23 protein-coding genes are annotated in these 26,958 nt (G+C 34.8%); 7 read left to right on the top strand and 16 right to left on the bottom strand.

Annotated elements, in window-relative coordinates; all coding sequences use genetic code 11:
- Positions 1–6: 6 nt before the first annotated feature.
- The 7 genes from J3U56_RS02540 to J3U56_RS02510 form a co-directional block, all read right to left on the bottom strand.
- Positions 7–1,341, bottom strand: a complete 1,335-nt coding sequence (locus J3U56_RS02540; RefSeq protein ID WP_267366592.1) for an OprD family outer membrane porin — start codon at positions 1,339–1,341, stop codon at positions 7–9.
- 131 nt (positions 1,342–1,472) lie between these two features.
- Positions 1,473–2,273: a histidine phosphatase family protein gene (locus J3U56_RS02535; RefSeq protein ID WP_267366591.1), complete on the bottom strand. Its 801-nt coding sequence runs from the start codon at positions 2,271–2,273 to the stop codon at positions 1,473–1,475.
- 108 nt (positions 2,274–2,381) lie between these two features.
- Positions 2,382–3,773 (bottom strand): glycoside hydrolase family 1 protein, encoded by a 1,392-nt coding sequence (locus tag J3U56_RS02530; protein WP_267366589.1) that lies wholly within the window; start codon positions 3,771–3,773, stop codon positions 2,382–2,384.
- Positions 3,774–3,776: 3 nt separating this feature from the next.
- Positions 3,777–5,666, bottom strand: coding sequence for a beta-glucoside-specific PTS transporter subunit IIABC (locus tag J3U56_RS02525; protein ID WP_267366587.1), 1,890 nt, complete (start codon positions 5,664–5,666; stop codon positions 3,777–3,779).
- A 187-nt stretch (positions 5,667–5,853) separates the two neighbouring features.
- Positions 5,854–6,696: a BglG family transcription antiterminator LicT gene (gene licT, locus J3U56_RS02520; protein ID WP_267333056.1), complete on the bottom strand. Its 843-nt coding sequence runs from the start codon at positions 6,694–6,696 to the stop codon at positions 5,854–5,856.
- Positions 6,697–6,884: 188 nt separating this feature from the next.
- Complete coding sequence (gene htpG, locus J3U56_RS02515) at positions 6,885–8,759, bottom strand: molecular chaperone HtpG (RefSeq protein WP_267333055.1); 1,875 nt, start codon at positions 8,757–8,759, stop codon at positions 6,885–6,887.
- 297 nt (positions 8,760–9,056) lie between these two features.
- Entirely contained in the window at positions 9,057–10,424 is a 1,368-nt protein-coding gene (locus J3U56_RS02510) for a sodium-dependent transporter (protein WP_267333054.1), read from the bottom strand.
- A gap of 466 nt (positions 10,425–10,890) precedes the next feature.
- Here J3U56_RS02510 and ubiG point away from each other — a divergent pair, with 466 nt between their 5' ends.
- The 3 genes from ubiG to J3U56_RS02495 all read left to right on the top strand — a co-directional run bounded on the left by ubiG (position 10,891) and on the right by J3U56_RS02495 (position 15,232).
- Complete coding sequence (gene ubiG, locus J3U56_RS02505) at positions 10,891–11,610, top strand: bifunctional 2-polyprenyl-6-hydroxyphenol methylase/3-demethylubiquinol 3-O-methyltransferase UbiG (protein WP_267366585.1); 720 nt, start codon at positions 10,891–10,893, stop codon at positions 11,608–11,610.
- A gap of 132 nt (positions 11,611–11,742) precedes the next feature.
- The gene (gene guaB, locus J3U56_RS02500) at positions 11,743–13,209 is read left to right on the top strand and encodes an IMP dehydrogenase (protein ID WP_267348550.1); all 1,467 of its coding nucleotides are present in this window, start codon (positions 11,743–11,745) and stop codon (positions 13,207–13,209) included.
- A 457-nt stretch (positions 13,210–13,666) separates the two neighbouring features.
- On the top strand, positions 13,667–15,232 hold the full coding sequence (locus J3U56_RS02495) for a hypothetical protein (protein WP_267366583.1): 1,566 nt from the start codon (positions 13,667–13,669) through the stop codon (positions 15,230–15,232).
- A gap of 352 nt (positions 15,233–15,584) precedes the next feature.
- Here J3U56_RS02495 and pgm read toward each other — a convergent pair whose 3' ends face one another.
- The 3 genes from pgm to J3U56_RS02480 all read right to left on the bottom strand — a co-directional run bounded on the left by pgm (position 15,585) and on the right by J3U56_RS02480 (position 17,999).
- Complete coding sequence (gene pgm / locus J3U56_RS02490) at positions 15,585–17,222, bottom strand: phosphoglucomutase (alpha-D-glucose-1,6-bisphosphate-dependent) (RefSeq protein ID WP_267348546.1); 1,638 nt, start codon at positions 17,220–17,222, stop codon at positions 15,585–15,587.
- Positions 17,223–17,305: 83 nt separating this feature from the next.
- On the bottom strand, positions 17,306–17,818 hold the full coding sequence (locus tag J3U56_RS02485; RefSeq protein WP_267333049.1) for a hypothetical protein: 513 nt from the start codon (positions 17,816–17,818) through the stop codon (positions 17,306–17,308).
- Between the two features lie 22 nt (positions 17,819–17,840).
- The gene (locus tag J3U56_RS02480) at positions 17,841–17,999 is read right to left on the bottom strand and encodes a hypothetical protein (RefSeq protein WP_267366581.1); all 159 of its coding nucleotides are present in this window, start codon (positions 17,997–17,999) and stop codon (positions 17,841–17,843) included.
- Between the two features lie 204 nt (positions 18,000–18,203).
- On the opposite strand from J3U56_RS02480, the gene J3U56_RS02475 reads away from it, so the two are divergent.
- Together J3U56_RS02475 and gloA are read left to right on the top strand one after the other, a co-directional pair.
- Positions 18,204–18,704, top strand: a complete 501-nt coding sequence (locus J3U56_RS02475) for a glycine zipper 2TM domain-containing protein (RefSeq protein WP_416379557.1) — start codon at positions 18,204–18,206, stop codon at positions 18,702–18,704.
- A 244-nt stretch (positions 18,705–18,948) separates the two neighbouring features.
- Positions 18,949–19,356, top strand: a complete 408-nt coding sequence (gene gloA, locus J3U56_RS02470) for a lactoylglutathione lyase (protein ID WP_267343867.1) — start codon at positions 18,949–18,951, stop codon at positions 19,354–19,356.
- A gap of 124 nt (positions 19,357–19,480) precedes the next feature.
- On the opposite strand, the gene gmk is transcribed toward gloA, so the two are convergent.
- Entirely contained in the window at positions 19,481–20,104 is a 624-nt protein-coding gene (gmk, locus tag J3U56_RS02465; protein ID WP_267333045.1) for a guanylate kinase, read from the bottom strand.
- A gap of 740 nt (positions 20,105–20,844) precedes the next feature.
- Between gmk and J3U56_RS02460 the strand changes: the two genes are divergently transcribed.
- Positions 20,845–22,290: a uroporphyrinogen-III C-methyltransferase gene (locus tag J3U56_RS02460; RefSeq protein WP_267333044.1), complete on the top strand. Its 1,446-nt coding sequence runs from the start codon at positions 20,845–20,847 to the stop codon at positions 22,288–22,290.
- A 10-nt stretch (positions 22,291–22,300) separates the two neighbouring features.
- Positions 22,301–23,200, top strand: coding sequence for a heme biosynthesis HemY N-terminal domain-containing protein (locus J3U56_RS02455; RefSeq protein WP_267333043.1), 900 nt, complete (start codon positions 22,301–22,303; stop codon positions 23,198–23,200).
- 34 nt (positions 23,201–23,234) lie between these two features.
- Here the strand turns inward: J3U56_RS02455 and J3U56_RS02450 are convergent, their stop codons facing one another.
- The 5 genes from J3U56_RS02450 to hemC all read right to left on the bottom strand — a co-directional run bounded on the left by J3U56_RS02450 (position 23,235) and on the right by hemC (position 26,851).
- Complete coding sequence (locus tag J3U56_RS02450) at positions 23,235–23,558, bottom strand: AzlD domain-containing protein (protein WP_267333042.1); 324 nt, start codon at positions 23,556–23,558, stop codon at positions 23,235–23,237.
- The gene (locus tag J3U56_RS02445; RefSeq protein WP_267366579.1) at positions 23,555–24,250 is read right to left on the bottom strand and encodes an AzlC family ABC transporter permease; all 696 of its coding nucleotides are present in this window, start codon (positions 24,248–24,250) and stop codon (positions 23,555–23,557) included. Before J3U56_RS02445 ends, J3U56_RS02450 begins: the two co-directional genes overlap by 4 nt.
- Before the next feature lie 370 nt (positions 24,251–24,620).
- Positions 24,621–24,854: a hypothetical protein gene (locus J3U56_RS02440; protein WP_267366577.1), complete on the bottom strand. Its 234-nt coding sequence runs from the start codon at positions 24,852–24,854 to the stop codon at positions 24,621–24,623.
- 309 nt (positions 24,855–25,163) lie between these two features.
- The gene (locus J3U56_RS02435) at positions 25,164–25,934 is read right to left on the bottom strand and encodes a uroporphyrinogen-III synthase (RefSeq protein WP_267333038.1); all 771 of its coding nucleotides are present in this window, start codon (positions 25,932–25,934) and stop codon (positions 25,164–25,166) included.
- Positions 25,931–26,851 carry a hydroxymethylbilane synthase gene (gene hemC, locus J3U56_RS02430; protein WP_267366575.1) on the bottom strand — a complete coding sequence of 307 codons (921 nt, stop codon included), beginning with the start codon at positions 26,849–26,851 and terminating at the stop codon, positions 25,931–25,933. Before hemC ends, J3U56_RS02435 begins: the two co-directional genes overlap by 4 nt.
- Positions 26,852–26,958: the final 107 nt, after the last annotated feature.

The following is a 26,958-nucleotide window of genomic DNA, read 5'->3' as shown; positions in this document are numbered from 1 at the left end:
TCTGATTTATAATAAGTTAAAACGGTATTCTGCAATAAATTCAGCACCTAAGAACTGTGCAGTTTGTGATTTACCATTTCGTAAAATGGGTGTGCGATTTTTATGTTTATAAGACCATCCGGGCCCAACCATTCCCCAAAGGGTTAATCCTTTTAAACTATTATTGGTCGGGATCCAGCTGGTGAACAGGTTAAATTCGCTTGAGCGTACGGTTGTGTGCCTGAATTTAAACTCCCCATAATTGGCAGTTAAACCAAGCGTTAAATCGGGATATAGCTTATAATCAATGATTGTTGATAATGCTCGTTCGCCATGTCGTAAATAATCTTCGCCTGCTTGCGTCATAGACATAAATGTACCGCGTGAGTGGCTAGACATATGGCGATGATAATAGCCTAACTGTCCTTGACCTTTTTTAGCATCAGTATAGGCAATGCCAATTTTAGCTCCCCACTTATCATCTTGCCATTTGACATCAGCGGCATAGTGATTGGCATGTTTATCAAAATAACGTTTGCTCAGTGCCATTTTTTTATAATTATTTAGCGATTTGGTAAAATATAGTTGGGTGCCAATTGTTAACTTATCGATTGGTTTAATGCTACCTAAAAAGATTTGACGGCGTAAATAGTCTTTGCTTTCACCAATGGCATATTCAACGCTGTAAAATTTATTTTTTAGTGAAATATCGCCTGTGGCAATATAATCAATGGTGTGTTTGCCATCACGACTTTTAAACTGTTTTTTATCGGGAGAGTCACGAGAAATTGAATGCGTTATATAAGCCCCTTTTAATGTCACTTCACCGTAATTTAATGTTGCGCTATAGCCTTGATAAGTTGTTGGCGATAGGCGAGTAGTATTAGAAATAACCCCAAAGTTTTTCATTGTATGCCAGCCAATATTACCATTAAGATTAACATCAGCTACTTTCGCTTTTAATTTTACATAACGTTGGCCTATTTTAGTGTAGCCACCGGCATTGCTACTTTTGGCTTTATTGCCTTTATTGTAAAGTACGCCTCGACTTGCAAAGTGATCACTGGCAGCTAAACGAAATGCTCGATAAAAATCAGCATTTAAACTAATAAAATCAGCCAAATAACCGGATTGATAACTTACTGCAACGCCATGCCCCCATGCATTGTGAACTGTTTTTGGATTTTCGGCTTCTTCTTTTAAATACTTCCAATAGTTTTTGGTTGATAGCACGATTTTGGTATCTTTAAAAAAAGCATTATCAGCTATTGATTTAGGCTCATATTTTGATGTCGATTCATTAGCTACTACAAGACTACTCGTCAAGCTAAAAAGTATAACAGTGAGGGATTTTAATTTCATTCCTAAATTCCTAAAGTGTTTATATTCAAAGTTCAAAATAATTAATATTTATAAATTTTTATTTTTTACTAAACATTTAGGTTTTGCCTGCCTTGGCAGTAACAATCCAGTCTGCTCAATTTTTTGTCTGTCTAATTTTTTAAGGTAGATTTTCCGTTTTCAACATAATGCATGTTGCCTATTTCAACCACGTTGTATTGGCCGTTTTTGTAAACAATTTTAACGACTGTTGCATTCGATAATGGTTTATTTTTATTGCTGTTGTCAGTAAGATCAGAGATCATTACTTGCATCGACATTCCAGATGAAATCGCTAATACATTTTTTTGGTGATATTTAATTGCATTATTAACGATAGTATTTAGCGCTGCTTGTGTACGCTGTTTAACTTGTTGATAATCTTCGGCTTGATGTTTAGGATCAGCTTTGGCAATAGCATTCGTCAATGCGGCGACAGAAATCTCACCTTCTTTATAGCTTTTATAAAAACTTTCGACTGATTTATAACCCAAAGAATCCATACTGGCGTTAACCATTTTGGCATTCGGCCCACCTTCAAAACCACCATAAAATACTTCACGTAAACCTTTTAGTTCTTGTATTTTATAATCTTTTATCCCTTTTTGTGCTAGCAATACCTGCATCGTTTCGCGCTGGCGACCTGCATCACTGGTATAGTAAGCATCAAATTTAATATCTTTAAGGCCTTCACCTAAATAGCGAGCAACTTCAATACCTTGTTCAGTTAAAGGCGAGTCAGCCCATCCTTGAACCAAATCATAACTATTGAAAAGTGTTTTTCCATGACGAGCAAAATAGATGGTGATAGCGTCTTGTGATGTATTAGATGATAATTGAGCACAACTCGTGATTAATAGGCTCGATACGATCAAATTTACGGTAACGAGTGCTTTTATGATTATTTTTTTCATATTCTAGTTCTAACTTTTTAGTAAAGTAGCTAACCGTTCTGCCTTGACACAATAATTAACTACTTTTTTACTCGCAATTAGTCAATGATAGACTAGTCACTTTATCGTTTATTTTAATGTTTCACCATTTGAGGCGATGACAGATTGATACCAATAAAAACTTTTCTTTTTGTAACGCGTTAAGCTACCGGAACCATCTTGATTAAGATCGACATAAATAAAACCATAACGTTTGGTTACTTCTGCTTTTGAGGCACTGATAAGATCAATGGGTCCCCAACTCGTGTATCCCATGACTTGCACACCATCATTGATTGCTTCTCGAATTTGCACAAGGTGATCATTCATATAATTAATTCGATAGTCGTCGTTGACAGTGCCGTTATCCTCAAGTTTATCTTTAGCACCTAAACCATTTTCGACAATAAATAGCGGTTTTTGATAACGTTCATAAAGCATATTAAGTAAATAACGAATACCAATAGGATCGATTTGCCATCCCCATTCAGAAGCTTTTAGATAAGGATTTGGCACCATATCTAAAATGTTACCTTTCGTTTTTTGTGATTCATCCGCTGTTGCGCAGCAACTCATATAATAACTAAATGAAACAAAATCGATCGTTTCTTTAAGATCTTCATGATCTTGCTCTGTTATTGTTAGTTTAATATTGTTCTCTTTAAAAAATCGGTGCATATAGGTTGGATAGTATCCACGCACTTGTACATCACCAAAAAATAACCAACCATGATTTTCTTGATGAGTAGCCCATACATCTTCTGGTTTTGGTGTAAGTGGGTAGGCAACAGCACCCAATAGCATATTACCGATTTTTGCATCAGGAATCATGTTGTGGCATAGTTTTACTGCTCGGCTACTTGCGACAAGTTGATGGTGAATCGCTTGGTAAATTTGTGCTTTACTGCTATTGCGAGCAAGCCCAACACCAGTAAACGGTTCGTGTAATGACATGTTGATTTCATTAAAGGTTAACCATAGTTTTACTTTATTTTTATAGCGTTCAAAAACCGTTTTAGCATAATGGGTAAAAAAGTCGATCACTTTACGGTTTGCCCAGCCGCCATATTGCGTAACTAAGTGGTAAGGCATTTCGTAATGAGATAAAGTAACTAATGGTTTGATATTGTGTTTTATCATTTCATCAAATAGCTTATCGTAAAAAGCAAGCCCAGCCTCATTAGGTTGAGTTTCATCGCCATTTGGAAAGATCCTAGTCCATGCAATAGATGTGCGTAAACAGGTAAAACCCATTTGTGCAAATAGTGCAACATCTTCCGGATAGCGGTGATAAAAATCGATTGCTCGATCTTTAATACTAGTAATGTTATGTTCATTACGATCAACAATATCACCAAATAGTCCATTAGGTGTACAGTCCGAAGTCGATAGCCCTTTGCCATCTTCACGAAATGCCCCTTCTACTTGATTGGCGGCAATCGCACCGCCCCATAAAAAATCTTCAGGAAATTTTGTTGACATGTTTTACTCCTTATTTGTCGATAATGCCAATAATGCATCACCAATTTGAATATTATCTTGTTTAAAAATACATTGAATATCTTGATAATTATCTGTATTTGTAACGATAATTGGTGTAGTGACTTCAAATCCAGCTTGTTTAATAGCATCTATATCAAAGCTAACAAGTAGATCACCTTTCTTGACTTTACTGCCAGCTTGTACGTGAGCTTCAAAGTATTGACCCTCTAATTTAACAGTATCAATACCAATATGAATTAAAATTTCAGCACCAGAATCAGTTTGTAATCCAATCGCGTGTTTAGTTCTAAATAGTGAGACCACTTCACCATCATCGGGTGCAACAGCTTGACCAATTGTTGGTATTATCGCTACACCTTTTCCCATTAGTTCATTGGCAAAAGTAGGGTCATTAACTTTATTTAAAGCAATTAACTCACCTGTCATTGGGCTAAATAAGGTAACGCTGCTGTCATTAACTTTATCAAGTTGTTTTTCAGTTTGTTGTTCGTTTTGTCCGATTACATCGCGTTTATCTTTCGCAATTCCAAAAAGATAAGTAGCAATCAAGGCAAGCATAAATGAGATTAAACAACCCACAACGACCGCATAAAATCTTTCATCGATACCTTCAGCAGGAATTAATTGTAAAAATGAAAAGATACTAATAAAACTAAATGAGTAAATTACCGTATGGAAGTAACCCACAATACCGCCACCAACTGTAGCGGCTAGACAGCCAATCACAAAGGGTCTTTTTAACGGTAAATTAACACCATAAATAGCGGGTTCTGTTACCCCAAAAATGCCCGATAAAACGGATGAACTGGCCAATGCTTTAAATTGTGGATCTTTTGCTCTTAGCATCACCGCCAAAACAGCCCCCACTTGTGCAAAAACCGCTGGGAATAAAATTGGTAGCATAAAATCTTCGCCACTGATAGATAAGTTATTCATGGCAAACGGGACTAATCCCCAATGAATACCAAAAATAACCATCACTTGCCAAACTGCAGCTAAAATCATTGAGGCAATAATTGAGTTGAGTTGATATACATAAATAATACCAGCAGCTACAATATCGCTTAAAAATGAGACCACAGGACCAATAACTGCAAAAGTTAATGGCACAGTAATTAGTAACCCAAGCAGGGGCGAAATAAACTTTTTAAACGAGTCATGTAATATTTTATTAAAGCTTCTTTCTAATAAGCAATAAAACCAACTCGCTAAGATGATTGGAAAGACAGAAGATGCATAGGGAATAAGGTTTATCGGAATAGAGAAGAATTCCGTTTTAAGGGCTAAAGCACTCCCCATCATATTGACTATATTGGGGTGGACTAAAGCGCCGCCAATTGCCATACCAACGTAAGGATTACCACCAAATTTTTTCACGGCAGAAAAACCTAAAATTAGTGGTAAGTAGTAAAAAGGCGCATCGGCAATCGCAAATAAAAAGTTATAAGTTGGTGTCGCAGGCTGAACAAGATTCAATACTTGCAATAATGATATGAGGCCTTTTAAAATACCGCCCGCAACGATGATAGCTAATGCAGGGATAAATATACCAGAAACTAAATCAATTAATTTAGATAAAATGCCCGATTTTTTACCTGATGAACTGTTTGGTTGAGAAATTTCATTTAATTTGGTTAATTCCATAATATCGTTAAACACATCAGCAACATTGTTACCAATAACGACCTGAAATTGCCCACCGCTTTGTACAACAGTAATTACACCTTTTTGTTTTTTTAAAATATCGGCATCAGCTTTATTGTCATCTTTCAATACAAAGCGTAATCGAGTTGCACAATGAACTAAACTGGTAATGTTCTCTTTTCCACCAACGTGTTGAATAATTGATTCGGCAAGCCCTCTGTTTTTCATACCTTATCCTTATTAAAAGCAAAAAAAAACCTAACCACCTTTGTTCAAGGTGATTAGGTTTTGCTTGCATAATTTATTGTTCTATTATGCAATAACAATCCAAAAATTATGAAGTTAGGCTAACATAAATTGTGAAAAGTAAATATCACTTTTTGAAAGTCATTACAAAAATGTGATCTATTTCACATTATTGCGTTTTAAGCTCATTACGTAAACGTTCAATGTGGATGGTTAAATATAAACTTTCGTCATCGGTAAGAGGGTGCTGATATTGTTGAATTAGATGTAAGTCTATTTGTTTGGTACAAAGGTAAGCGTGCTCATATTTTTGCCGAATTATCTGATACAGTGAAGCATCTTGTTGTACTTGTTTGCTTTGGTTTAAAATTCGATGAGCAAAAAATTTCAAATGTGTTACAAACCGCTGATAAGATAAACAATCTTCATCATATTCGAAGTTGAAATGATATTTTACAATATTAAGGATTTCCCGCATAATCTTTGTCATTTTGACGATATTTGGCATGGTATCATTTAGCTGTGCATTAATAATATGAAAAGTGATAAAGCCGGCTTCGTCTTCGGGTAATTCGATATTCAAACGATCTTTTATTACCGATAAAGCGTATAACCCCATTTGGAACTCTTTGGGGTAGAGTTTTTTTATTTCCCACAAGAAACTATTTGGAATGTCAAATCCTTGCTTATGACGCTCTATGGCAAAATGAATATGATCAGTGAGTGAAATATAAATACTATCTTGTAGTTTTCCTTCTATAAATTGCTTGGCATGTTGAATAATAATTTCTGAAGTGGTGAGTACTTCAATTGGAATTTCAGAAAGTAACTCAGCAAATTTGGGCAAAGTTTCTTTATTGGTTAATGAAAACTGCTTTTCAATTAGGGTTGGATCAATTAAATCACCTTCACGTTTTTTAAAGCCAACGCCTCTACCCGTTACAATTAATTCATTGCCTTTAGCATCAAGCGTAATAACTACATTATTATTAAGTATTTTATGAACTTTCATAGCTTAGGATTTAATTTATCGGTTAAAATATTATGAATAGCTAATCGAAAATGGAAAGTTAAAATATCAAAAAGTGTGATATTTATCATAATTCCAACAAAATTTTATTGCTTTTTGAGGAAAAAATAACAAAAAACCCGATACATTGGTCAATATCGGGTTTGCACTTTAACATTAGATTAAAAAAATTATTGAGCCAGTAACTTATTCATTGTCTGAATAAATTTACTCGGATCACTAAGCGAACCTTTTTCGGCAAGCAGCGACTGATCTAATAATAATTCAATCCAATCCTTGAATGCAGCTTCATCTTGGGTATCGGCAATGCGTTTAACCAAGCTGTGATCAGGATTAATCTCGAAAGTATATTTTATATCTGGCGCTTTTTGTCCTGCTGCGGCAAAGAGTTTAGCCATTTGTGTTGTCATTTCATCAGCAGCCGTAGTCACAATTGCTGGCGTATCCGTTAAGCGATGGGTTAATTTGACTTCTTTAACTTTATCACCTAATACTTTTTTGACTCTCTCAATAAATGGTTCAAGTTCTTTTTCAACTTGTTTTTGTGCTTCACTATCTTGATCGGCTAATTTTTCGATTGATTCGTCTGATTTGCTGATTGATTGGAATTGTTTACCATCAAATTCAGTTAAATTGCTCATCATCCATTCATCAATACGATCAGAAAGTAATAAAACTTCAATACCTTTTTTACGGAATAACTCAAGATGAGGACTATTTTTTGCTGCGCCATAACTATCAGCAGTAATATAGTAAATTTTTTCCTGACCATCTTGCATGCGGCTAATGTAGTCTTCTAATGAGACAGTTTGTGCATCACTATCACTATGGGTTGTAGCAAAACGCAATAATTTAGCTATCGCTTCACGGTTGGCAAAGTCTTCACCTGTACCTTCTTTTAATACTAAACCAAACTCACTCCAGAATTGTTGATACTGTTGTTTGTCGTCTTTGTCTAATTTTTCAAGCATCTGTAATACACGTTTAGTACACGCATTACGTAAACTTTGGGTAATTTTATTGTCTTGCAGAATTTCACGCGATACATTTAGTGGTAGATCATTTGAATCAATTAATCCCTTCACAAAACGTAAATAGTTAGGCATAAATTGTTCCGCATCATCCATAATAAATACGCGTTGAACATAGAGTTTTAAGCCGTGTTTGTTATCACGATTCCACATATCCCAAGGTGCTTTAGATGGGATATAAAGTAAACTAGTATACTCTTGTTTACCTTCAACGCGATTATGACTCCAGCTTAAAGGATCGGCAAAATCGTGAGAAATATGTTTATAAAACTCTTTATATTCTTCATCAGTAATTTCAGATTTGCTTCTTGTCCAAAGCGCTTGAGCTTTATTAACTTTTTCCCATTTAACTTCTTTACTTTCTTCGTCTGTGGTTTGTACTTCAACCGGAAGAGAAATATGATCAGAATATTTGCTGATAATTGATCGTAAACGCCAGTCATCTAAAAACTCTTTTTCATCGTCTTTTAAATGTAATGTGATTTCAGTTCCTCGGGTTTCTTTATGATCATCAGAAATAGTGTATTCACCTTCTCCGGCTGATTCCCACATGACGGCTTCATCTGCATTTGCAGTAGCGGCGCGCGTTCTAACGGTCACTTTATCAGCAACGATAAATGCGGAGTAAAAACCGACACCAAATTGGCCAATTAACTGACTATCTTTAGCTTGATCGCTACCAATTGATTCTAAAAATGCTTTGGTGCCTGACTTAGCAATAGTGCCAAGATTTTCAATGACTTCGTCACGAGTCATACCAATACCGTTATCCGAGATTGTTAGCGTACCGGCATCTTTATCGGTTGAAATACGTACGCCTAGTTCACCATCACCGGCGTATAGATTTGGGTTTTCTAATGCTTTAAAACGGAGTTTATCGGCAGCATCAGATGCATTAGAGATCAGTTCACGTAAAAATATCTCTTTATTAGAATATAAAGAGTGGATCATTAAATGAAGAATCTGTTTAACTTCGGATTGAAATCCTCGTGTTTCGGTTCCTTGCTTACTCATTGACTAGTACCTCTTACTCTATTAAGTAAATTCAATTAACGATTGCGACCATAATGATTGTTAACTCATTGATATACTTTAACGATTATTTTAAAAAAATATCAATACAAAAGGGTATTAACGTTAATCGAATAACATTGTTTTAACCATATGATTTATTGTTGTATTGGTATATGGGAATAAAAAAATCGTTTTCAATAGACGTTTGCAAATTTAGTGGGTAGTTTGCTGGTTTTTTGTAAAGTTGCCAAAAAAGCCCTGACATTACTTCAGGGCTGATTAACAACTTTCTAATGATTATTCTGGTGTAAATCCAAAAATAAGAATCGCGATAATTGCTACTGGAATAACAAATCGTGTCAATAAAGTCCAAACAATAGTCCAGAATGAATTTAAGTTGAGCTCTTGACGGATGCGTTTTTGATTCATCATCCATGCACCAAAAATAACCGTACCTAGTCCTGTGACCGGCAACATAATTTTACTGGTTATATAATCAAGAATATCAAAAATATTTTTGCCAAATAGCGTTACATCGGCCCATTTGTTGAACGATAAAATACAGGCAATACCTAATGCCCAAATAATAATACTACTTACAGCGGTTGCTGTTTTACGGCCCATATGTGTTTTTTCTTCTAGCAATTCAACTGTTGGCTCGAGTAAAGAGATAGAAGAGGTTAATGCAGCAAAAGTTAAAAAGATAAAGAATAAAATACCTAAAATTAAACCACCACCCATATTACCAAATGCAATTGGTAACGTAACAAATATTAAGCCTGGACCAGAACCTGGTGTTAGATTGTTGGCAAAAACTAATGGGAAAATCGCTAAGCCAGATAAAACAGCCACAATAACATCTAATATCACGACTGTACGGGCGGTTGATAACAAGTTAACATCCTGTCCTAAGTAAGAGCCGTATGCCATCATAATACCCATACCTAATGATAGACTGAAAAATGCATGTCCCAACGCAGCTAAAATAGCCGTTCCGTTTAATGCTGACCAGTTAGGTGAGAATAAGAATTCACAAGCTACACCAAAAGACGGTCCACTTGCATAAGCCGCGTAACCTACTAATACTAATAGTAAAATGCCTAAACCTGGCATCATCACTTTACAGCCACGCTCTAAACCTGCTCCGACACCTAAGGCAACAATAAATGCAGTTGCAAACATAAATACGGTATGCCAAGTGAGTAAACTAGTCACATTACCAAGGAAGTCAGTAAAAATTTGTCCGGTAATTTCGCCTGTTGCGTTTTCAAAGGTCCCTTCTGCTGCCAGCACAATATAATCTGTAGCCCATCCACCGATTACACTATAAAAAGATAAAATTAAAAATGAGCCAAGTACACCAATAATACCAACCCAACGCCATGATTTAGAACGTCCCTCAGAAGCGGCGACATCTTCCATTGTATGAATCGGATTTTTTTGCCCGCGGCGACCAATTAACCATTCTAAAACTAAAATTGGTAGTCCAATCATGAACATGAACAGTAAATAGGTGAGTACAAATGCTGAACCACCCATTTCACCTGCCATATATGGAAATTTCCAAATATTACCTAAACCCACTGCAGAACCCGCCGCTGCAAGCATAAATCCCATGCGAGAGCTCCACTGTGAGTGACTTTTCTTCATAGTACCTGTACTCATGAATATCTTTTCCTTTACTCTTAATTAAACGTTTAATTTTAGTGTAAACAAATGCTCAAAAAGCTTTTTTATTAAAAAAATTAAGTGTTAGATCATGCCATGAAACCAAGCTATAAACAAGAAAACATTACTTTATTTACTATATCTGTCTAAAATTTTAGCTTGACGTTATTAGTAAATTAGCATCTATTACTGAATAATTTTTATATTAATTATTCTATTAGATTGACTTTGTTCATTAAATTAATGTCAATAAAAATTAGCCTACAAGTAGAGTAGAAAAAACTTATTTTGATAATAAAAATAAACGATTGAATGAATGTACCCAGCCAGCTGTAATTTCTATTTGGTTTTTATTATGATCATCATAATTAATGAACTAAGAATAGTTTGGGCAATTTGTTGATAATTACTGATAGTTAGAATATAGTTAATTTTAGTTTTGATAATCTTATAATACATAATCATGTCACAAAATATCGATATTAATGAAATCAATAAATTTTCACAGATGGCTGCCCAATGGTGGGATCCCAATGGTGAATGTAAGCCACTACATATTATTAATCCATTACGAGTAGACTATGTTAAGCAAAAGTGTGGCTCATTAGAGCAAAAAAATGTATTAGATGTAGGATGTGGTGGGGGAATTTTATCTGAAAGTTTAGCCAAACTCGGTGCTAATGTTACGGCAATCGATCTAGCTGATGAATCATTACAAGTGGCAAAATGCCATGCACAACAAAGTGGTCTTTCTATCACATATTTAAAACAGACCGTTGAACAGCATGCTGACCAAAAAAGTGATTATTATGATATGATTACGTGTATGGAATTATTAGAACATGTTCCTGATCCCTTTTCTATTATCAACGCTTGTGCAAAATTACTTAAACCTGGCGGAAAACTATTTTTATCAACCATTAATCGCAATTATAAAGCTAAATTAATGTTGATTTATGGTGCTGAATATATTGCAAGACTAGTACCAAAAGGCACACATGACGCCAATAAATTTATTCGTCCGTCAGAGTTAATGCTATGGGTTGAACAATCAGGTTTAGTGGTTAAAGATATTATCGGAATGGAATATCATTTACTCAAAAATCAATTTACATTAGGATCGAATGTCGATGTGAATTATATTATGATGGCGCAAAAAGAGATTAATAATGATTATGAGTAAGTTAAATTTTTTGATATGTAAGTGAACAAACACTTAATAAAATATTAAATTTAACTAGTTTTTCATAAAAAAGAAAGGTAGAATACGTCGGCAATATTTTATCAACAATTCAACTCAATGGTGAATATTGTCATGTCTCGTATCGTAAAAGAAGCCCTCACATTTGATGATGTGTTATTAGTTCCCGCTCACTCATCTGTATTACCTAACACTGCTGATATTAGTACTCAATTAACGAAAACAATAAAACTTAATATTCCAATGCTTTCAGCTGCAATGGATACGGTTACCGAATCCGATCTGGCTATAGCCCTTGCTCAAGAAGGTGGAATTGGTTTTATTCATAAAAATATGCCAATAGACGTTCAAGCAAATCATGTTAAGCGTGTTAAAAAGCATGAAAGTGGTATTGTACAAGATCCAGTTTCAGTGTTACCAACAGCAACAATACAGCATGTTATTGATCTTGCTAAAGAGTATGGCTTTGCCGGTTTTCCTGTTGTCACCAAATCGCAAGAATTAGTGGGGATTATTACTGCACGGGATGTAAGATTTGCCACCGATTTGTCGTTACCGGTTACTGCAGTGATGACCCCTAAAGAACGTTTAGTAACGGTCAATGAAGGTGAAAAACGTGAAAGTGTTCTGCAAAAAATGCATGAACACCGCGTTGAAAAAGTATTAGTCGTTGATGATAAATTCCACTTAAAAGGCATGATCACCGTTAAAGATTACAATAAAGCGGAGCAAAAACCGAATGCTTGTAAAGATGAAAAAGGACGCTTGCGTGTCGGTGCTGCGGTAGGTGCTGGTGCTGGAAACGAGGAGCGCATTGCTGCCTTAGTCGAAGCGGGTGTCGATGTGCTGTTAATTGACTCTTCACATGGTCACTCCGAAGGCGTTCTTGAACGTATTCGTCAAGCTCGAAAAGCGTATCCTGATTTACAAATAATAGGTGGTAATGTTGCAACGGCCGAAGGTGCAAAAGCCTTGATCGATGCGGGTGTGAGTGCAGTTAAAGTTGGGATTGGTCCAGGTTCAATTTGTACAACGCGTATTGTCACTGGTGTGGGCGTACCACAAATTACAGCGATTATGGACGCTGTAGAGATGGCACAAAAATACAATATCCCAGTTATTGCCGATGGTGGCATACGTTTTTCGGGTGATATTGCTAAAGCGATTGCAGCAGGTGCTTCGTGTGTTATGGTTGGATCGATGTTTGCTGGAACCGAAGAAGCACCCGGTGAAATTGAATTATTCCAAGGCCGAGCTTATAAATCTTATCGTGGAATGGGGTCATTAGGTGCAATGGCTAAAGGTTCTTCAGATCGATATTTCCAAACTGATAATGCCGCTGATAAATTAGTACCTGAAGGGATTGAAGGTCGTATCGCTTATAAAGGCTTATTGAAAGAAATCGTCCATCAACAAATGGGCGGATTACGCTCTTGTATGGGATTAACTGGTTGTGCCACAATTGATGAATTACGCACAAAAGCTAAATTCTATCGTATTACTGGTGCAGGCATGAAAGAAAGTCATGTACATGATGTACTTATTACTAAAGAACCACCTAACTATCGTGCAGGTGTTTAAAATCCAAAAAAAAACAGGGATCATTGATTAAATGATCCCAATCTAACATAATTAATTCTCTATAAAACAATTTGTTATTTTTAAATAAATTGTTTCAGTTATTGCATAGTTATATTTTCTGCGTTTGACTACTCTAGATAAAATTTAAATATCAATCTCTCTGCTAGATTCTTTTAAAACTAACAACGTTTGTCAAAATTGCTATCAGTCATTCAATAAATCTCACTGTTTGAAATTAATAGGAACAAAAAATCGTAAATTTGAAATAATTAACAATCAATGACAATTTTTAACATAAATAACCGTTACAGGTGATATTAATTACTTTATGATACCCAAATCATTTTTACTTTTATGGTATTGAAATATATGAAAAAAATAATTTTTAATTAAACGAAAATAACCATATAGATTTCTGCCAAAAAACAGGTATAGCGTTACAAGGAGCGGTAAAAATATGATTGAAAAGGGATATCGTTTTATATTATTTTGTCTTCGATCGGGTGTGATCCCCATATCTAAGGGTTTAACAAAAAAACAATTATTGACTTACTTTAAAGCGTCGTTATTAGAACATTTTTTTATTTATTTTAAGCTTGTTAACAAACCTATAGGTTTAATGCTTAATACGCTTTATCTTCATCTCTTTTTTAAAAAGACAACCCTAATAATTGTTGGCTTACTGTTACTCCCTTTTACTTGTGCCAACGCATTGATCGCCGCGACAGCGAAAGCAATAGAAGGGAATGCGCCGCAAGTAGCCAATATAGATTTGGCCGCTAGAAAACATGGATTTACCGTAGGTGGTGTATTTTATAGTGAAGCAAGCAGTAATATGAAAGGGAATGAAGTTAATCTTTTTGACGGTAATTTAAAACCATCAAGTTTTGCAGTTAAAAACTTTTACTATGATTCGTTAGATAATAAATTAAACTATGCCGATAAAGATGGCGATCAGATAGATACTTATAAACCTTTTCTACTCAGTTTCACGAGTTCTAATTGGTATGATGCAAATGGTAAAGCGTTAACCAATATTAGTCAAAGATTGGCTTGTGATAATGCGTATACACTGCCATTAACGTTAGAGATTACCGCACAATTAAAAACTTATTCTAAATATGGCATTCCTAAAGAAAGTGATTATGTGCCAGTGACTAAACGTTATCAAATTTCTCATAAACCGACAGTTTGTTACGCACAACCTAATCTAGCAAACGATTCAAGTAATAATACCCAATATCAAGATTTAGATGGTCCCGATTGGGGCAAAGGAAAAGGATTTATTCCACAAGATATTAATACAGCTGCTAAAAATTTTCCAAGTACCGGTTCAGATAATTTAAGATTTTATTTGTTATTAAGCGGAATAACACCGCAAGAAGTTGTCAATATCAATGGTAGTACAATTAAATCAAGTTCAGGTAATGTTACGTTATTGCTATCAGCGGAAAATACGCCGGGTTGGGGTAATAGTAGTAGTGTAAGTGCGGTAAAAATAGTACTAAAAGGGCCAACAACTTCAACTGCCAATAAAAGTTTTTCTCCGGTTACCTTTCAGTTATATTCTGACAAAGCTAAGCAGAATATACTCTACAGTTTTACTATACAACGTTGGTATCTCACCCCATCAGTTGATCTTGTTTCAAATCAGAGTAGCGCAATATCTTATTGTCGAGGCATTGGTTATCGACTGCCAAGTGTGGCTGATTATACTAATGCTAATACTTCGATTTGGTCTGGCGGAATACCTGGGCGTAATATAAATGGTTACCGTCGTCAATTAAGTTATAGAGGAACGAACGGCAAATGGATAGGCGGATTATTTAACGAATGGGGAACCATGTTTAATCAACCTATTCATTATCCTGGCACAAACTGGGCTTCTGATCATCCTGGAGATTGGTATTGGGCGATGGAGACTTATCAAGGTAATCCAATAAGAATTGATGCTGGTGATGGGGACATGTGGTATAACGAACCAAGCTTTAGTTCATATCATATTGCTTGTGTTAGTCCATAACTGTAATGATATTATAGCCTCAATTTTGTTATTAGTTGTTTAATATACTGAGTTGAGGTGAGTTATTATAAAAATAAAAAACACATATTGGCTTAATAAACGATTTACCACTGTTCACATCATGTTGTTGTGTGTTTTATACTCTAAAAAACTTGATAATTGAGCCCTGATGAGGGCAAGATTGCCAACAAACTTAGAATCTATTATTTATAAATGAGTGAAGTAAAAAATTTGCCCAGACACAAATAGTGATCTGGGCAGAATTTTTATTGCTGTACAAATTGTTATGAACACGACAAACAACTCAATAACCTTTGCTGATTTTAAGTTAAATCAGCAAAATACATGGCAGTTATTTGATAGCTTTGGCAACAATTTCTTGCGCTTCTTTTTGTAATGTTGCTAAATGATCGTTACTGATAAAACTTTCAGCATAAATTTTGTAAGCGTCTTCTGTGCCTGAAGGTCGAGCTGCAAACCAACCGTTTTCAGTTATCACTTTCAATCCACCAATTGGTGCATTATTTGCCGGCGCCGTAGTTAAACATTGGGTAATTTTTTCACCAGCAAGCTGGTCTGTCGTTAACTGGCTGGCATCAAGTTTAGCTAATTTTTGTTTCTCAGTAAAAGAGGCCGGTGCTTGGAGCCGTCCATAATATGAAACACCAAATTTTGCTTCAAGTTCTTGGTATTGTTCTTGTGGATTTTTTCCTGTTTTTGCCGTCATTTCAGCTGCTAGCAAACATAAAATAATACCATCTTTATCGGTTGCCCAAACTTTTCCATTCGTTCTTAAAAAAGAGGCGCCAGCACTCTCTTCGCCGGCAAAACCTAATGTTCCATTGTAAAGACCATCAGCATACCATTTAAAGCCAACTGGATATTCTAAATATTTTTTATTAAGGCTATTGGCGACGCGGTCGATCATTGAACTCGTTACTAATGTTTTACCAATAGCTATGTCTTTATGCCATTGTGGACGATTTTGGAATAAATAATTCACACAAACAGAAAGGTAAGCATTTGGATTCATCAATCCTTTTGGCGTTACAATACCATGACGGTCAAAATCGGTATCGTTACCAAACGCTAAGTCAAACTTATCTTTTAATTGCAATAATCCCGCCATTGCCCAGCGACTAGAACAATCCATTCTAATCACTTCATCATGATCAAGGTGCATAAAGCTAAAGGTCGGATCGATTTTATTGTTGACAATATTAAGTTTAATACCATATTTGTCAGCAATTCTTGGCCAATAGGTGATACCGGCTCCCCCTAATGGATCAACGCCAATATTAAGATCAGAAGATTTAATTAATGCTAAATCTAAAATGTTTTCAAGATCATTTACATAATCAGTTTCGTACTCTTTAGTATGTATGTAAGAGGAGTTAATCGCTTTGTCTAAAGAAACACGCTTCACGCCATTAAGTTTATTTTTTAGTAATTCGTTAGCGCGATTTTCGATTTGCTTAGTGATATGCGTATCGGCCGGACCACCATTAGTCGGATTATATTTAATACCACCATCTTCAGGCGGATTATGCGAAGGCGTAATTACAATACCATCAGCCAATTGTGATTGTTTGCCAAGGTTATACGTTAAAATAGCATGTGAAATAACTGGCGTTGGGGTAAATCCCCAATCTCGAGCGATAACAACGGTTTGTTCATTAGCGACAAACACTTCTAATACTGATTTTAATGCCAACTCTGACAAAGCATGGGTGTCTTGACCAATAAAACATGGACCCGTAATATTATTTGCCTGACGGTATTCTGCTATAGCTTGAGCAACGGCTAAAATATGATCCTCATTAAAGGTACCTTTGTTGGAACTACCGCGGTGACCTGAAGTGCCAAAAATCACTAATTGACTTGCGTTTTCTATATCAGGGCTAATGTTATAGTAATTATTTCTTAATGCTTCAACGTCAATGAGATCAGACGGTTCAGCTAATAATCCTGCCCGGCTAGGGTTTGCCATTTTATACTCCTCTTTCATAAATTATCTATTTATATCTATGCTACAAGCTATAGTTGTTTATTCTTTAATAAAAGCATGTGATTTTATTTATTCTGCGATGAAAAAATTTCAATCACTCGATTAATCATATTTTCTGATATACCCATATCACTCATAATTGATTCAATAATATAGATTTTTCGGGCTGTATTGGTATTGCTGATCACCCAATACGGCGTGCCAATTACTTCACGCGGCTTTGTATTTTTACCGGATGTTTCTAATGACTCTTTATCTTTCGCCAAATATTGCCGTTTACTGCCATGCAGTGATGTAGCCGCAATTGAAAATAAAGCTGGGTTATAATTGTAAAGCGCACCAAGTAACAATATAAACCGATTTATAATTGATTTTTCATTAACAAAAGTATCACTCGTTAGTAAGTCATTAAATAAGGTATATTGATTGTCTGCTTGACTGGTAGTACTAATTGTTGTTTTTACAGGTTGATTGATCTTTAACAAACGACGCAAAATACTTGATGCATCTTCACCAATATGTTTAGTTTGTGCTGCAATAAATTGATATAATTCTTCGTCTATTTCGATGGTTTTCATTATGTTAATTATGCCTATTAAGTTATTTTACGGGACACCCTTGCGCTGCAATTGCAATATTGTCGAGTTGATGCAAATTACTGCCTGCATTCTCTGATAAACAATCTTTATTTTTACTCTCAACAATTGCTTCATTATCTAATTTTTGTTGTTGATTGGTATCATGGCAGGCACATATCATAACTGATAATATTAATTGAAAAAATAACCGTTTCATATACTTATTGTATGGTAGATAAACTATTAACCTGAGTATAACTCAACTTGCTAAGAAATAATATTATCTAGTGATAAAATAGTGAAAATGATATTGTCGTTTTTATAAAAGAATATTATGCTAAAAAATAGTATGAGCATGCTCATACTCAAATTATATGAGGAATAAATTATGAAAAAAATCGTCACTTTAGCTATTTTAGCAGCAATTTTAACGGGTTGTGGTAATAGTGATATATATTCTGGCGATGTTTATACAACAGATCAAGCAAAACAGGTTCAACAAGTTAGTTATGGTACAGTTGTGTCTGTTCGCCCAGTGAAAATCCAAACTAATGCCTCTGATGGTAGCAGTGAAAATATTTTAGGTTCATTAGGTGGCGCAGTACTTGGTGGCGTTTTAGGTAATACAGTCGGTAATGGTACCGGGCAAGCTGTGGCGATTGCAACTGGTGCAATCGGTGGTGCAGTGTTAGGTAGTGCAATTGAAAATCAAGCTAGCCAAACCAGTGCTGTTGAGTTAGAAATTCAACGAGAAAACGGCGGCAATATCGTTATTGTACAAAAAGGATCTGCTAATGATTTTTTTGCAGGGCAAAAAGTACGTTTAGTCAGTAATGGTAAACAAATTAGCGCATCACCTCGTTATAATAGCGAAATTAAGAAGTAATTTTCCCTTTTTTCTAAATAAAATAGACTTTGCTTGTTAGCGTTCTAAGCGAAGTCTATTTTCGCAAAATTATTCATTTAACTATCTTCAGTAAGTCGTGCACCAATAAAATCTTCAAGGCTTTCTCTTCAATCCATATCAAATATTATCAATATGCAAATTCAGGCATAAAAAATTTGATTGGCTCGTTGTGAATATATAAAATTATTGAAATCATTATTACTACAAAAGGAACAATAAAGCGATGCGTATATTACATACTATGATTCGTGTTGGTGATTTACAACGATCAATTGATTTTTATACTCGTATAATGGGCATGCGATTATTAAGAACGAGTGAAAATACAGAATATAAATATTCACTTGCTTTTGTTGGTTATCATGATGAATCAGCCGGTTCAGTTATTGAACTGACCTATAATTGGGGAACACAAAGTTATGATCATGGTAATGCTTTTGGGCATATTGCTATTGGCGTTGATGATGTTGCGCAAATGTGTAGTAATGTCAAACAAGCAGGTGGCAAAGTAACGCGTGAAGCCGGTCCAGTAAAAGGGGGCAACACAATTATTGCATTTATTGAAGATCCCGATGGTTACAAAATAGAGTTGATTCAAAATGATCAAGCTGATAAAGCATTAGGTCATTAAAATTAAGGTAAATCATATCGCCGATCAAATTCGGCGATATTGTTGTAAAAAATGAATTTACTAATTTACATTAAGGCTTTTATGTCAAAGCTAGCAAAATTATATAGCGCTAACCTATGAGTTACTATTTTGCTAGTAAACTTCTAAGTAGGTTTTGATTAATCATTGCTTGTTTCTGCTGTTCTAAACGTGTAGCTGTGATAATTGAATTTAATGAATTTAACGAACAATCAAAATCATCATTAATAATAATATAATCATATTCATCATAATGTGAAATTTCGGCTTGAGCTTTTTGCATTCTTTTATCAATTACCTGATCATCATCTTGTCCACGCTTCTTGAGTCGATTTTTTAGCTCTTCAATTGATGGTGGCAAAATAAAAATGCTTTTTGACTCGGGCATTTGCGCTCGTACTTGCCTTGCACCTTGCCAATCAATATCTAAAAAAACATTTACTCCATCAATTAAACTTTTTTCGATCTCATCTTTTGAGGTGCCGTAATAGTTTTCAAATACATGCGCATACTCAACAAAAGCTTGTTGATTGATCAACGATTCAAACTGTTGATGATCAACAAAATAATAATGTTCACCATGTTGTTCACCGGGCCTTGGTGTGCGAGTTGTATGAGAAATAGAAACTCTAGCTGGATGATGATCTTTTTGCGCTAAATAAGCTTGAATTAAACTTGATTTACCCGCACCACTTGGTGCTGAAATAATAAACAAGGTTCCTGTATACATAAAATTTTATCACTTAGTATGAAAAGGTTGATTAGATAACTAAAATAAGATAACTAAAACGAAATGCAAATATTATAACAAAATAATTTGCTAGATTGTGGTATAGCAAACATCAAATTACATATGTTTATACTGGATGCAATGATAGGTTGTTAAAGTTTTTGCAATTTAATAAGTTAACAATATACTGACAATACATCAAAACGACTATAAAAATAATTGAATTGAATTTTGTTAATCAGAAAGATAAATTTGATCAACCGCTAATTTTAGCAGTAATTTTTTAAGGTATAGATATAAAAAATATAACAATATAGTTTTGATGAAGGTATCAATAAAATAGTACACAAAAATAATAATTGCAAAAATTTTGTGTCATATTCATGTCTGGTTTATCTTTATTTAGCAATAAAATTTTTAACTATCATTGATTCTAGGGTGAATAATATAGCCCATATACCCCTATAACAGTATTTTTCTTCGTTTAACCACGTTATATCAAGCAGCGAAAGGCTAAAGATAAAATTACTGCTCAATGATGAAAAACATAATATTGATCAAAAAAGGATAACTAGTAATATGACAAATACCAAAATAAAGAGAGTAAGTTAATCAACAAAATCAATTTAAAAATAACTATTTAAAATGATTTGATTTGTTACTAATTAAATTTTAGTTAAAACTGTGATGACTCTATGTCATAATATTGTCATTTAAACCAGAGCTAAGTGGAGTAAATTATGCCATTAAAATATTATGGTGCCAATGCAACGCTTTCAACAATAAATACGACCTCATTTAGCCCTTCACCTATCATAAAAACTGAATATAAAGCGAATAAGACTATGACTGAAAATAAAAAAATGCCAATAAATGCCCAATCTAGTCCTGAAGTAGAAAAAAAATCCAATTTATCAGCTACTAAAAATAATTCAAATAAAGTGCCCACTTCAAAGTTAGCCATCTTAGCGATTGCTTTAACAATCGGTTTAGGCGGCTTTGTTTTTTATCATGGACACTTGCAAGTCGAAAATCAAAAAAAGACAATTGCAAGCCTACAAGTTGAACTTGCCAATTTGAAACAAAGTACCAAAGATAGTATTGTTCATGATTTGCAAAATAGCATCACCGATGCGGTAAACAAGCAAAATCAACAATTTTCATCGCTGGAACAGCGCGTTGATCGCCAACTCAATGAACAACAAAAAAATCAACAACAGTTAACCAATCAAATCAATGACGCCTCAAAATTAACTGAACAAAATTTGCATAATTTAAACGAGCGTCTTTCGGCCATGTCAACAACAGATAACAGTGTGTGGTTGATTTCACAAGCAAATTATCTGGTGCATCTAGCGGGTAGAAAAATTTGGAATGATCAAGATTATACAACCGCTCGATTATTGCTTAAAAGTGCCGATGAAAGTTTAGCGCAAGCTGATGATCCTAGTTTGATACCGGCAAGGCAAGCGATTAATCAAGATATTACTTCACTGTCAAAAGTCAGTTTTGTTGACTATGATGGTATTGTGATGAATTTAATCGGACTTTCTGAATCCCTAACGGAATTACCTTTGGTTGGAAATTACAAAGAAATAGATTTAGGGATGACACAATATAATGATGACATATCATCAGCACAATCAGTTAATACGCCGACTAATTCAAAAGAGCTAACCGAAGAGCCAACAGAGAAAAATAATCATCGCGAAATAACGTCGTCTGTTTTTGATTGGTCGAATAATTTATTGACTAATGCTCAGTCATTTTTGGATAAATTCATCACCATTGAAAAAATTGATGAAAATGAGAAAAATTTTGCCACTTGTTTATCCAAAGCTCAAAAAGATGAAAAACAGATTGTGAGATGTCAAATATTGAAAACACCACTAAATTTAGAACAATCACTTTATTTACGCGAAAATATTCGTTTTCGTTTATTGATTGCAGCTCAGGCTGTACCAAGACATCAAGATCTTGTTTACCAACGCGCTTTAAGTGATGCTGCATTGTGGGTTAATGCTTATTTTGACGGTAATGCGCCTGATGTTAAAGCTTTCTTAGATGATCTTGAGAATTTACAAAGTCAATCAATCAGTAATCAATCTGTTCCAGATAAGTTGGCAAGCGCGACGGAATTAGAAAAATTAATGCAATCGCGTGTGCGTTCAATGATGGCTAAATAGGAGAATAATAATGCTAAAAATATTGATTATTTTTTTAGTGTTGGTGGCGGGTTTTTTGTTAGGACCGCTATTACAAGGTCATCAAGGTTCAGCTGTTTTTGAAGTTGCAAATTATAAAGTCAGTATGTCATTTAATTCATTTGTCATACTTGAGTTATTAGCTTTATTTTGTTTATATATTGTTTATTGGTTTTTAAAGAAAATTTTTAATTCCAAAACAATTTTAGGGGAATGGTTACGTTCAAAATCACCTAAAAAAGTTGTTAAACGGCTTGAGATGGCACAAATTTCACTACTTGAAGGCGATTATCAACAAGCCAGTAAGTTTTTTATGAAATCAGCTAAAGTATCGAACAATTCGGCATTATCTTATTTGCTTGCTGCACAAGCGCAAATCGATAATGATGAATTGGTTTCAGCCAATCAATCTTTGGAACAAGCTGCACAAAACTGTCAACCTAATGAGATATTTGCTTTCAAACTGGTACAGATACGTTTACAAATTAAAAACCGTGAATATGCTTCAGCGCGAACAACAATAGAGCAGCTATTGAATGAAAAACCACGTCATCCAGAAGTATTAAGACTTGCCGATCAACTCTTTTATGATATGGGTGATTATCAAGCTGTGATTGATTTAATGCCTGCTATGTACAAAGTTAAGGCTTATAGTGAATCTCAATTAGATCAATTTAAACAAGCCGCTTATATTGGTCGCATTAAGCAATTGTCAGCTGATAGCGATCCATTAGCATTAATAAAATGGTGGAAATCACAACCTAAAGCAATTCTAAATAATATGGCGTACCAAAAAGCAATGGCGAATTATCTTAATCAAGTAGGACAAACAGCTGAAGCTAATAAGATTATAAATGCTATCAATAAGCTTGAAAATAAAGAGAGAACATAATAAGCAGGACAGTTGTCCTGCTTTTTTCAATTTATTAGGTTAAAAAGAACCGTATTGCTGACATCGCACACATGCCTGTTACCACAATTAACATTAGATTTTTAGTCAATAGTGCCACAATAATCGTTGGAATCGCCGCTAAGCAATATTCAAGATTAAACTCAGGAAACGCGCCAGGTTTTACAATAAACAGATTTTCTACAAATAAGGCAGTTAATATACATATAGGAACATAGGATAAAAAACGAGTCACAATGTCAGGTAATTGTAATTTTCGTACTAATATGAATGGAATAATTCTAGGTAACCAAGTCACTAACCCTGATCCTAATATAATCAGTAAACTATAAATACTCATGCTTTACGCTCCATGGCAACGCCGATAAAACATCCTGCAAACGTACTGGCCAGTATTGCCAATTCAGCGGATAAAAATCGTAATAAAAAAATTAATACGATAGTTACAGTCAACATTGCCAATAGTCGATTTTTCATGCGTTTATTTTTATCACTTATAAGTTGTAAATATAAAAGACCAATAAACATAGCAACTAAAGCATAATCTAAGCCAAACTGGGCAGGATCGGGTAACCATTTGCCAATTAATGCTCCAATCAAACAAGATAAAATCCAAGCTAAGTAAGCGGTTAAATTCAGGCCATGCATCCATGCACAATTGATTGGATTTTTATTCGCAATTGCATTCATCGCGACCGCAAAACTTTCATCGGTTAATAAGCTGCCTATTGCAATATTATTCAATAAAGAATACTTTTTAAATGTTGGTGCAGTTGCCATGCTCATTAAAAAATGGCGAGAATTAACTAAAAAAACTGTAAAAATAATAGCTGAAATTGGTGTTGCAACAATCATTAAACCGGTAATAATAAATTGTGCAGAGCCCGCATAAACCATTACTGCCAATAAGGTGACTTCTAAAATGGATAAATTTGCTGCTTTACCCACAGCTCCAGCTGCAATGCCAATACCAACATAGCCAAGTAATGTTGGTATACATGCTTTAACGCCGTCATTAAATGTTAATGCCATCGTATTCTCTTAATCATTAAAATTTTATAATTTAAAAAATGTAGCTAATCAATTGGTAAGTTTTATCGCTTTTATAATATCAAAAACAATTGATTAGTGAGTAATTATATTTTCATAAACTTCTAATTAGTTAGCTTGATATATTTTTTATTTTATTACCGATGAATTCTTTTCAGTGTTAATCGGTAATTTGATCCTTGCCTCTTGTTATTTGATATAACGTGGCAAAATTTATTGTGGTATCTTCAACTGCTGAGCCTTAATTGCATCCATTTTAGTCTTATTTTACGGTAATCCGCTGTCGATTTAATACTTGGGTGCGGCGTACACAGCTTTCGGCAAACCGTTTTCAAAGAACCGGATTACGTCCTTATTCTGTTGTGACATATGTGATAAATATCTGGTTACAAGGTAAAAAATGTACCGTGATATTTGCGACTTTACCAAAATCATCGCGGGCTGATGGCGGTGGTTTAGGCAATGAAATTTCGGTCGAGTCACTTTTATCATATTGTTGAATGATATTTATTTCATCATAATCCAAATTCATGGCAGGTAAGTTTGACGCGCAGGACCCCATCTTAGATATGGCAAGACGACTCAATAAATCTTCATCGTCATACTGGGGATCCAGTTAGCTCTTAATACAGCAGCGCCACAAGTTGAGCCGCCGCCCCCCCTTTTTTTGCCCACATCTTCGTCATCAATTTCTGGCGTGTTAAGGGCACCACCACTACCATTTCGGTCAGAAGTAAGATTTTTATAATTACATTTAATTGTTTCTATCTGTGTGCATAGGTTTTATTGTTACTCAAGGCCATTTTTACAATCGGCTTAAAACGATTGGCACAACTTGTTAATAGAAGTGGTACTGCCAAAAGAGTTTATAGGTGTTTTTATCTCATTTTTCCTATTATTTTTCATCATGTTGATAACTTATGTGACTAGAACCATTTTTGTTTGAATTGGGAAAGTTTTGCATGGCAGCATTGAGTATATTTTGATTATTTGCGCCATTTACTAATAATACGTTTTGCCATAGATGCTGCTTGGCAACAGTGAAAATTCTATGACTTGTTACAATTAGATGGGTCAGCTGTTTATGCTCTAAATTGCTGTACAGTTCAAGTTGGTTTAAGTGTTCCAAACTGGTAATAATGATAGTTTGTTCGGCAATGTTGTGAGATAAGATATCGGTTGGATAGATTATTGGTTCTCGGCAATAACATTCAATTGGGATTACTTTCGCGTTTCGACCAATGAGTTCTTGTGCTAATAGTTGCCTGCCGACATTACCGCATAATAGTAATACAGTATGATTTTCTATTACTTCGGACTGCAGTCTGATTAAAAGTCCTTCGCTGTTTTCTTGGGCTGGGTAATTAACGTTTACTGTTGTCATTTGATTAAAAAGGTCAGCTGACTTTTTACCAATTGCAAAATAACGGACGTTAGTGGGGAGGTTTAAACGGCAAAGATAAGTCTTTATTGCATAGCTTACTTGTGGTGAAACTACAATAACCATATCATGAGGACGGAGTTTAGTGAGTTGTTCTTGTAAATTTAACAGATCACGACCCGGTAAAATTTTAAAAAATGGCAAATGCTTCGCAGGTAGATTTGCTTGGTTTAATAATTGGGTTAGTTGTTCACCCTCAGGTGAGGGTCTAGTGACAAAAATCATCCGTCATTTAATTCCTGTAATATAGATTTGGCACCTTGTTCTAGTAAATGTTCAGCTAGTGTTTGCCCTAATTTTTCAGGATCGTTAATGCTACCTTCTACTGTTGCTTTGATAATTTTCGAACCATCAATACTTCCAACTAGACCTTGTAAGAATAATATATCATTATTTAATTGACTATAGCAGGCGATAGGGACTTGGCATCCCCCTTGCAAAGCTTTATTCATCGCTCTTTCAGCTTGAATGCAAATCCGGCTATTTTTATCATCAAGTACAGATAGAATGTCTAATAATGGTTTATCATTTGCTCGAGTTTCAATACCAATGGCACCTTGACCAACGGCGGGTAAAATTGAGTTGATATCGATATATTGCTTGATTCTATCTTGTAAATCTAATCGCTTTAATCCTACTGAAGCTAAGATGATTGCATCATACTCCTGATTATCAAGTTTTGCTAATCGGGTTCCAACATTTCCACGTAGATCTTTGATCTGTAAATGGGGGTAGTTAGCTCGTAGCTGGCATTGGCGGCGTAAGCTTGATGTACCGACAATTGCACCATTAGGTAGTTCATCTAAATTGGAATAGTGATTAGAAATAAAGGCATCGCGCACATCGTCTCGTTGACAAATTGTCGCAAGGGTTAAACCTTCAGGAAATTGTGCAGGAATATCTTTTATTGAATGAACCGCAATATCAGCTTGGTTAGTTAATATAGCTTGTTCAAGCTGTTTAACAAAAAGACCTTTACCGCCAATTTTGGCAAGTGGACTATCAAGTATGATATCACCTTGAGTCATCATCGGTATAAGCTCGACAGTTAAATTCTTATGTGCCAAGAGTAGATTTTGTTTAACAAAATTAGCTTGCCATAATGCTAAAGGGCTTCTTCGAGTTGCAATGCGAATCTTCAATTGATTTTCCTATTGTATAGCTAAGTGTAGTTGTTTTTTTAGTTTAAATGAGCTCATAGTTTAGTCTGAATAGCAAAATACTGTTACTATTCAGACCGTTTTTCAAT

The organism is Gilliamella sp. B2824, from assembly GCF_026536245.1.
Classification (GTDB): Bacteria; Pseudomonadota; Gammaproteobacteria; order Enterobacterales; family Orbaceae; genus Gilliamella.
This window is presented reverse-complemented; position numbering and strand designations above follow the sequence as displayed.